The 6389-nt window shown below is 76.5% G+C and carries 5 protein-coding genes; 2 read left to right on the top strand and 3 right to left on the bottom strand.

Going from position 1 to position 6389, the window contains the following annotated elements:
• Positions 1-1115 (bottom strand): tetratricopeptide repeat protein (locus HS99_RS06040; protein WP_063737788.1); only part of this gene is annotated, 1115 nt, incomplete at its 3' end.
• Positions 1116-1324: 209 nt separating this feature from the next.
• On the opposite strand from HS99_RS06040, the gene HS99_RS06035 reads away from it, so the two are divergent.
• Together HS99_RS06035 and HS99_RS06030 are read left to right on the top strand one after the other, a co-directional pair.
• Entirely contained in the window at positions 1325-3115 is a 1791-nt protein-coding gene (locus HS99_RS06035; RefSeq protein ID WP_030290490.1) for a protein kinase domain-containing protein, read from the top strand.
• Between the two features lie 95 nt (positions 3116-3210).
• Positions 3211-3591, top strand: coding sequence for a VOC family protein (locus tag HS99_RS06030; protein WP_030290491.1), 381 nt, complete (start codon positions 3211-3213; stop codon positions 3589-3591).
• A 197-nt stretch (positions 3592-3788) separates the two neighbouring features.
• Here the strand turns inward: HS99_RS06030 and HS99_RS06025 are convergent, their stop codons facing one another.
• Together HS99_RS06025 and HS99_RS06020 are read right to left on the bottom strand one after the other, a co-directional pair.
• Positions 3789-4823 (bottom strand): ABC transporter ATP-binding protein, encoded by a 1035-nt coding sequence (locus HS99_RS06025; protein WP_030290492.1) that lies wholly within the window; start codon positions 4821-4823, stop codon positions 3789-3791.
• Complete coding sequence (locus tag HS99_RS06020; RefSeq protein ID WP_198429352.1) at positions 4820-6382, bottom strand: ABC transporter permease; 1563 nt, start codon at positions 6380-6382, stop codon at positions 4820-4822. Before HS99_RS06020 ends, HS99_RS06025 begins: the two co-directional genes overlap by 4 nt.
• Between the last annotated feature and the right edge of the window lie 7 nt (positions 6383-6389).

Genomic DNA, 6389 nt, shown 5'->3' with positions numbered 1-6389 from the left:
CGGGCGGGGCGCCAGTCGGGGGCCTGGCCGAGGCCGGCGCGGTAGTCGGCGGCGGCCTCGGAGTGCCGCTGGGCCCGCTCGTGGACCAGGGCGAGGCCGAACCGGGCCGGGGCGAAGGAGGGTCGGACGGTCAGGGCGGCGGTGAACTGCTCCCGGGCCTGGTCGTCGGCGCCGAGCAGCAGGGCGAGCCGGCCGAGGGCGTAGCGGGGGCGCGGGTCGCTCGGGCTCTCCCCGGCCGCCGCGGCGAGGTCGGCCCAGGCGGCGTCGGTGTCGCCGAGCCGCTGCCGGGCGAGGCCGCGGAAGAGCAGGCTGTCGGTGCGCAGCGCCGGTCCGCGGCCCCACGGGGAGGGTTCGCCGGGGCCGCGGCGCAGGGCCTCGTCGAAGGCGGCGACGGCGGGTTCGTCCCGGTGCAGGGTGAACAGCTGGGCGCCCCAGCGGAACCAGAGTTCGCCGCTGCCGTGGGGGGCGGCCGCGGCGAGCAGCGGTTCGGTCTCGGCGGCCCGGTCGGTGGCGCTCAGCAGGGCGGCGCGGGCGAGCACGGGCCAGTCCTGGCCGGGGAGGGCGGCGAGGGCCCGGGCGGTGGCGTGGTCGCGCTGTTCGGGGCGGGCGTCGCGGCACAGCTGTTGCAGCCACTGGCGGGCGCGGGCGGCGGTCTCGGCCTCCTCGCCGGGTTCGGCGCCGGTGGCGGTGGCCTGGAGGAGGGCGAGGACCGGTCCGAGGTCGCCGTCCGGGGCCTGTGTCCGCTCCTCGGCGAGGCGGAGCAGGCTCCAGCGGGGCAGTTGGCGGGCCGGGTCGGTGAGCAGCGGGAAGGCCTCGCGGTGCAGGGCGAGGGTGGCCTGCTGGTCTCCGGTGGGGATGGTGGCCTCGGCCTGGCCGAGCAGGGCGAGGCCGCGCTGGGTGCGCAGTTCCTCGGGCCCGCCGGCGAGTTGGCGGGCCAGTCGGGCGTAGCGGCGGCGGGCCTGCGGGGCCTTGCCGGCCGCGAGTTGCTCGGCGGCCGCGCCGAGGGCCTTGGCGACTCCGGCCGCGTCCAGGGTGGTTCGCCTGCGGGCGAGCACCACTGCGGCGACACCGGCCAGTGCCACCACGATGATCAGCAGCACCGCGAGCTGCGCCATGCACCGTCCCCCTGCGCTTCGAGAGCGTCCTACTCCATGATCAACATTCCCCGTGCGACCATGAGTTGACGTTGTTTCGTGATGTTGCTCGGGCGCCCATCAGAATAGGCCCTCCTCCGGGCCGACGAACAGAAATGAGCACTATCCTGGGCGGGCGCAGGCTGCTGGACTGCTGCGCGTCCACAGCGGTGAGAAGCGTCGGGGGTCGTGTGTCCGAGTCTCGTTGGGTTCCCGGGCTCCGCTTCGGGCCGGAGTTCGACCCCGAACAGTACGAGCTGATGGAGTTCCACCACCGGGGCGGCGAGGCCGAGGTGTGGCGGGCCGTGCGCACCGGGCACAACGGGATCAAGGAGCTCGTCGCCGCGAAGATCATGCTGGAGCGGGACCCGTCCGAGGTCCGGCGCTGGCTCGGCCGCTGGGACGACGTCTCGCACAACGCCCACCGGCTCGGCGTCACCGACCTGGTGGTGCCCAGCTTCCTGCTCGGCCCCTCCCCGCACCGGCCCGGCACGGCGCCCTCCGGCGGGCTGCTCGGCTACCAGATCTCGCCGTGGGTCGAGGGCGTCCCGCTGCACACCTGGGCCCGTGCCCAGCGCGGCGGGCCGGCCGCGGTGGCCGAAGTGCTGGCCCGGCTCTGCCGGATCGTCGACGAGCTGCACCGCAAGCGCTGGGTGCACCGCGACATCTCCCCCGCCAACGTCCTGGTCGACGCCCAGGGCCTGGTCAAGCTGATCGACCTGACGTTCCTCGCGCCGCTCGACCACACCCTCACCGTCGCGGTGTTCACCCCCGGCCACGTCCCGCCCGAAGCCGAACAGGTCGGCGGCTTCCCGACCACCGCCAAGGACCTGTTCGCGGTCGGCACCCTCGCCCGCACCCTGCTGCTGCCCGACCACGGCCGGCTCGACCACCGGCTCGCCGCCGAACAGGCCCGCGCCGAACTGCTGGCCGCCGGGTACGGCGAGGAACTCGCCCGCTGGGCCTGCGAACCGCTCGCCCGCGAACCCGAGCGCCGCCCCTTCCCGCTCGGCCCCTGGGCCGCCCGGGGCCGCGAACTCCTGCGCACCCACCGCCCGGTGGCGCGCACCGCGGGCCTGGCCGTCCTGCCCGACCGGGCCGGACGGCCGCTGGTGGTCACCGGCGGCGCCGACGGCACCGCCCTCGCCGGGCCCGGACGCACCGACCACCGCCTGCCCGCCGGCCGGGGCCTCGGCGCCGTACGGGAGTTGGCGGCGGGCTGGGCCGGACGCCAGGGCGAACTGGTGGTCTGCGCCGAGGACCGCTCCGGCACCCTCTGGGTCGGCACCGCGGCCGGCTGGTGGGAGGCGGCCCGCGGGGTCAGCGGCCTGGCCGGGGCCGTCGGCGCGGCCGGAGAACTCACCGTGTGGACCGCCGCGGCGGGCGCCCTGCGCTCCTACCGCTGGGCCCCCGGCCTCACCCTCACCGGCCAGGAACACCCCGGCTGCCCCGCCGACCGGGTCCTCGCCGCAGAGGAGGAACGTCCCGGCGCCTGGCTGCTCCTGGTCGAGCACCGCGAACGGGTGCTCAGCTGGCGGCCCGGCTCCGGCGAACCACCCGTTCCCCTCGGCCCGCCCGGCCCCCTGCGCGCCGGGGCACTCGCCCGCGCCTCCGCCGGACCCCAGGCCGCCACCCTGCGCACGGACGGCTCCGTCCAGCTCCACACCCTCGGCGCCCCCGGCACCGCCACGGAGATCGGCGACGGCGAACCCGCCCTCGGCATCGCCATGGTCGGCCACCGCGGCGGCCCCACCATCGCCCTGGCCGGCGCGGGCGGCGTACGGCTGCGGCTCCCCGCCGGCGGCGCCTCCCGGCGCCCGCGCTGGTGGCGGCCCACCCTGCGACCCGCCACCCGGGTCGCGCTCACCATGGGCGACGACTGGCGGCTGTGCCTGGCGGCGGTCGTGGAGGGCGAGCTGCAGGTGTGGCAGGAGGACGCGGCCTACCGCTGGCAGGCGGTGGAGCTGCCGGAGGAGGCGTAGGCCCCGGGCGGGCCGCGAAAACCTCTCGCCTCCGTACGTCCCGCCCGGTACGGTCGCTCGCGGCCGCACCCCCGACCGAGAGCAGGTTCCGTCCCATGGCATGTCGCATCAGCGAACTCGTCCTCGGCTGCCGCGAACCCGAGGTGCTGGCGCGGTTCTGGTGCGAGGTCCTGGACTTCGTGGTGCTCGGCCGCGAGGACGACGGCAGCATCGAGATCGGGCCGCGCGAGGGCTTCGGCGGCGCCCAGCCGACGCTCTTCCTCAGCCGCCGGGAAGCACCGGAGCCGGGCAAGCCCCGCCTGCACATCGACGTCAACGCCACCGACCGGGACCAGGAGGCCGAACTCGAACGCCTGCTGGCCCTCGGCGCGCGCCCGGCCGACATCGGCCAGACCGGCGAGGAGTCCTGGCACGTGCTCGCCGACCCCGAGGGCAACGAGTTCTGCCTGCTCAAGGCCCGTCTCAACCCGCTCTGACGGAGTCCACGGCCATCGGGGCACCAGGCCCGTCAGCTGATGCACTCTGCCGCACCCTCGTCCGCCCTGTTCGGACGGGCGGCCCGGGCACCAGGAGGAGGACGCGGGGGCTCCTGTCGGCCCCGGGGCGGGCGGGTACGACGCCGCGACCGGTAGCCGACGGGCCCCGCCCCGTCGCGCCAACGGTGCGGCCCCGCTCAGGACTCCGGCAGCAGGTGCACCGGGCCGGTCGCGCTCACGTAGGTCTCGCTGCCGACCGGCCAGGGGCGGTCCGAGGAGGCGATCAGGACGTCGGGCAGTCCGGGGGCTTCCGGGCGGAGTTCGACGCGGTGGTCGTGGCCGCGGAAGTCGCTGCCGATGACCTTGGCCGGGGCCGCGCCGTCCACCGGGTCGGCGGTGAGGCGGAGCTGGCCGGGGCGGAGCAGGGCGAGCGCGGCCGTAGGAGTCGCGCCGGGGGTGACGAGTGGGAGTGGGCCGAAGGCGGTCAGGGCCTCAACTCCCTTGGCTTCGGCGGGAATCAGGTTGGCCTCGCCGAGGACGGTGGCGACGGCGGCGTCCGTCGGGCGGTGGTAGAGCTCGTGCGGGGTGCCGGCTTGGGCGATCCGGCCGTCCCGCAGGACGGCGACGGTGTCGGCGAAGGAGAGGGCCTCGTCCTGGTCGTGGGTGACGAGGACCGCCGTGGTGCCGGACTGCCGCAGCGTGGCGGCGACTTCGCGGCGCAGTTCGGCGCGGAGGGTGGCGTCCAGGGCGGCGAAGGGTTCGTCGAGCAGCAGGAGCCGGGGCCGGGGCGCGAGCGCCCGGGCGAGGGCGACGCGTTGCTGCTGGCCGCCGGAGAGCTGGTGCGGGCGGCGTTCGCCGAGGCCGGGCAGGCCGACCAGGTCGAGCAGTTCGCCGACGCGGGCGCGGCGCCGGGAGCGCGGCAGGCCGAAGCCGATGTTGGCGGCGACGCTCAGGTGGGGGAAGAGCGCGCCGTCCTGGGGGACGAGGCCGATGCCCCGGTGTTCGGGGGCGAGCCGGCTGCGCCCGTCGTCCAGGACGCGGCCGTGCAGCAGGACCTGTCCGGCGGCTGCCGGGTGGAAGCCGGCCAGTACCCGCAGCAGGGTGGACTTCCCGCAGCCGGACGGCCCGAGGACGCAGGCGAGGGCGCCGTCGGGCACGGTCAGGTCGATGCCGTGCAGGACCGGGCTGCGCCCGTGGGCGGCGTGGAGGTCGACGACGGACAGTCCGGTCACTGGTTCTCCCCAGGACGGCCGAGGTTTCGGCGGGTCAGCAGCAGGACGGAGGGCACGGACAGCGCGACCATCAGCGCGGCGTAGGGCGCGGCCGCCCCGTAGGCGAGACCGCTGGTGTAGACCCAGAACTGGGTGGCCAGGGTCTGGGTACCGGTGGGGCGCAGCAGCAGGGTGGCGGTGAGTTCGGTGGAGGCGGTGAGGCCGACCATGGCGACGGCCGCGCCCAGGCCGGGCAGCACCAGCGGGAGGGTGATCCGGCCGAGGACGGCGAGCGGGCGGGTGCCGAGCGAGCGGGCGGCCTCCTCGACGCCGGGCGGCACCTGGGCGAGGGCGGCACGGACGGCGGTCAGCGCCAGCGGGAAGAACAGCAGGACGTACCCGAGGATGAGCATCGGCGGCTGCTGGTAGAGGGGTTGGGCCCAGCGGACGGCGAAGAAGACCACCGACAGGGCGACCGCGATGCCGGGCAGTGCCCGGGTGAGGTAGGCGACGCGTTCGACGGCGCGGGCCGGCCGGGTGCCGTGCCGCCAGCCGTACAGGGCGACCGGGACGGCCGCGGCGGTGGCGACCAGCGCCGCGCCGAGCGCGTACCCGAGGGTGGCCAGGGTGGCGCCGAGGACGGAGGCGGAGGGCAGGGTGGTGGAGCTGCCCTTGATCAGCCAGTACGTGAGCGCGTACAGCGGCACCCCGAGCGAGACGCCGACCAGCGCGGCGAGCGCGAGGAGTGCGGGCGCCGTCCAGCCGCCGAGCCGGGCGGGCGGTGCCGGGCGGGCGAGGGCGCCGTGCCGGGTGACGCGCGTCCGGCGGCCGGCCCAGGCCTCCAGGGCGACCAGCAGCAGGGCGAGGGCGACCAGCACCAGGGTGAGCAGGGAGGCGGAGGCCGCGTCGAAGCCGAGCTTGTACTGGGTGAACACGGCGGTGGCGAAGGTGGTGTAGCGCAGCATCGCGAAGGCGCCGTACTCGCCGAGGAGGTAGAGCGAGACGAGCAGTACGCCGCCGGCGAGTGCGGGCCGGGTGAGCGGGAGGGTGACCCGCCACAGGGTGGCGAGCCGGCCGCGGCCCAGGGAGCGGGAGACCTCCTCGGCGGCGGCGTCGCCGTGCCGCAGGGCGGCCGCGACCGGGAGGAACACGAGGGGGTAGAGCGAGCAGGTCATCACCAGCACCGCGCCCCAGTAGCCGTGGACGGAGCGGAACAGCGAGACCCAGGAGTAGCCGCGGACGAACTCCGGTACGGCGAGCGGCAGAGCGAGCGCGACGGTCCAGGCGCGGCGGCCGGGCAGGGTGGTGCGTTCGACCAGGTAGGCGGCGCCGAAGCCGAGGACGGCGGTGGCGAGGGTGACGGCGGCGGCCAGGCTCAGGGTGTGCCAGAGGAGGGTGGCGATCAGCGGGCGGCCGAGCAGGCGCCGGGTCTGGTCCCAACCGGCCTGCGCGGCCTGGGCAATGACGAAGCCGAGCGGCGAGGCGACCACCGCGACGACGGCGACGGCGACGGGGGCGAGCAGGCCGGTGGCCCGCCACCGCCGCCGCAGCCTCGGCCCGACGACCGGGGTCGTCCCCACGGAAGTC

Source organism: Kitasatospora aureofaciens (genome assembly GCF_001188955.3).
GTDB classification, from domain to species: domain Bacteria; phylum Actinomycetota; class Actinomycetes; order Streptomycetales; family Streptomycetaceae; genus Kitasatospora; species Kitasatospora aureofaciens.
The sequence above is the reverse complement of the archived record's forward strand: the minus strand, read 5'-3'. Positions and strand labels throughout refer to the sequence as shown.

Coding starts and splice junctions, on each gene's coding strand:
- HS99_RS06030 (WP_030290491.1), top strand. CDS start 3,211: ATGGCATGTCGCATCAGCGAACTCGTCCTCGGCTGCCGCGAACCCGAG.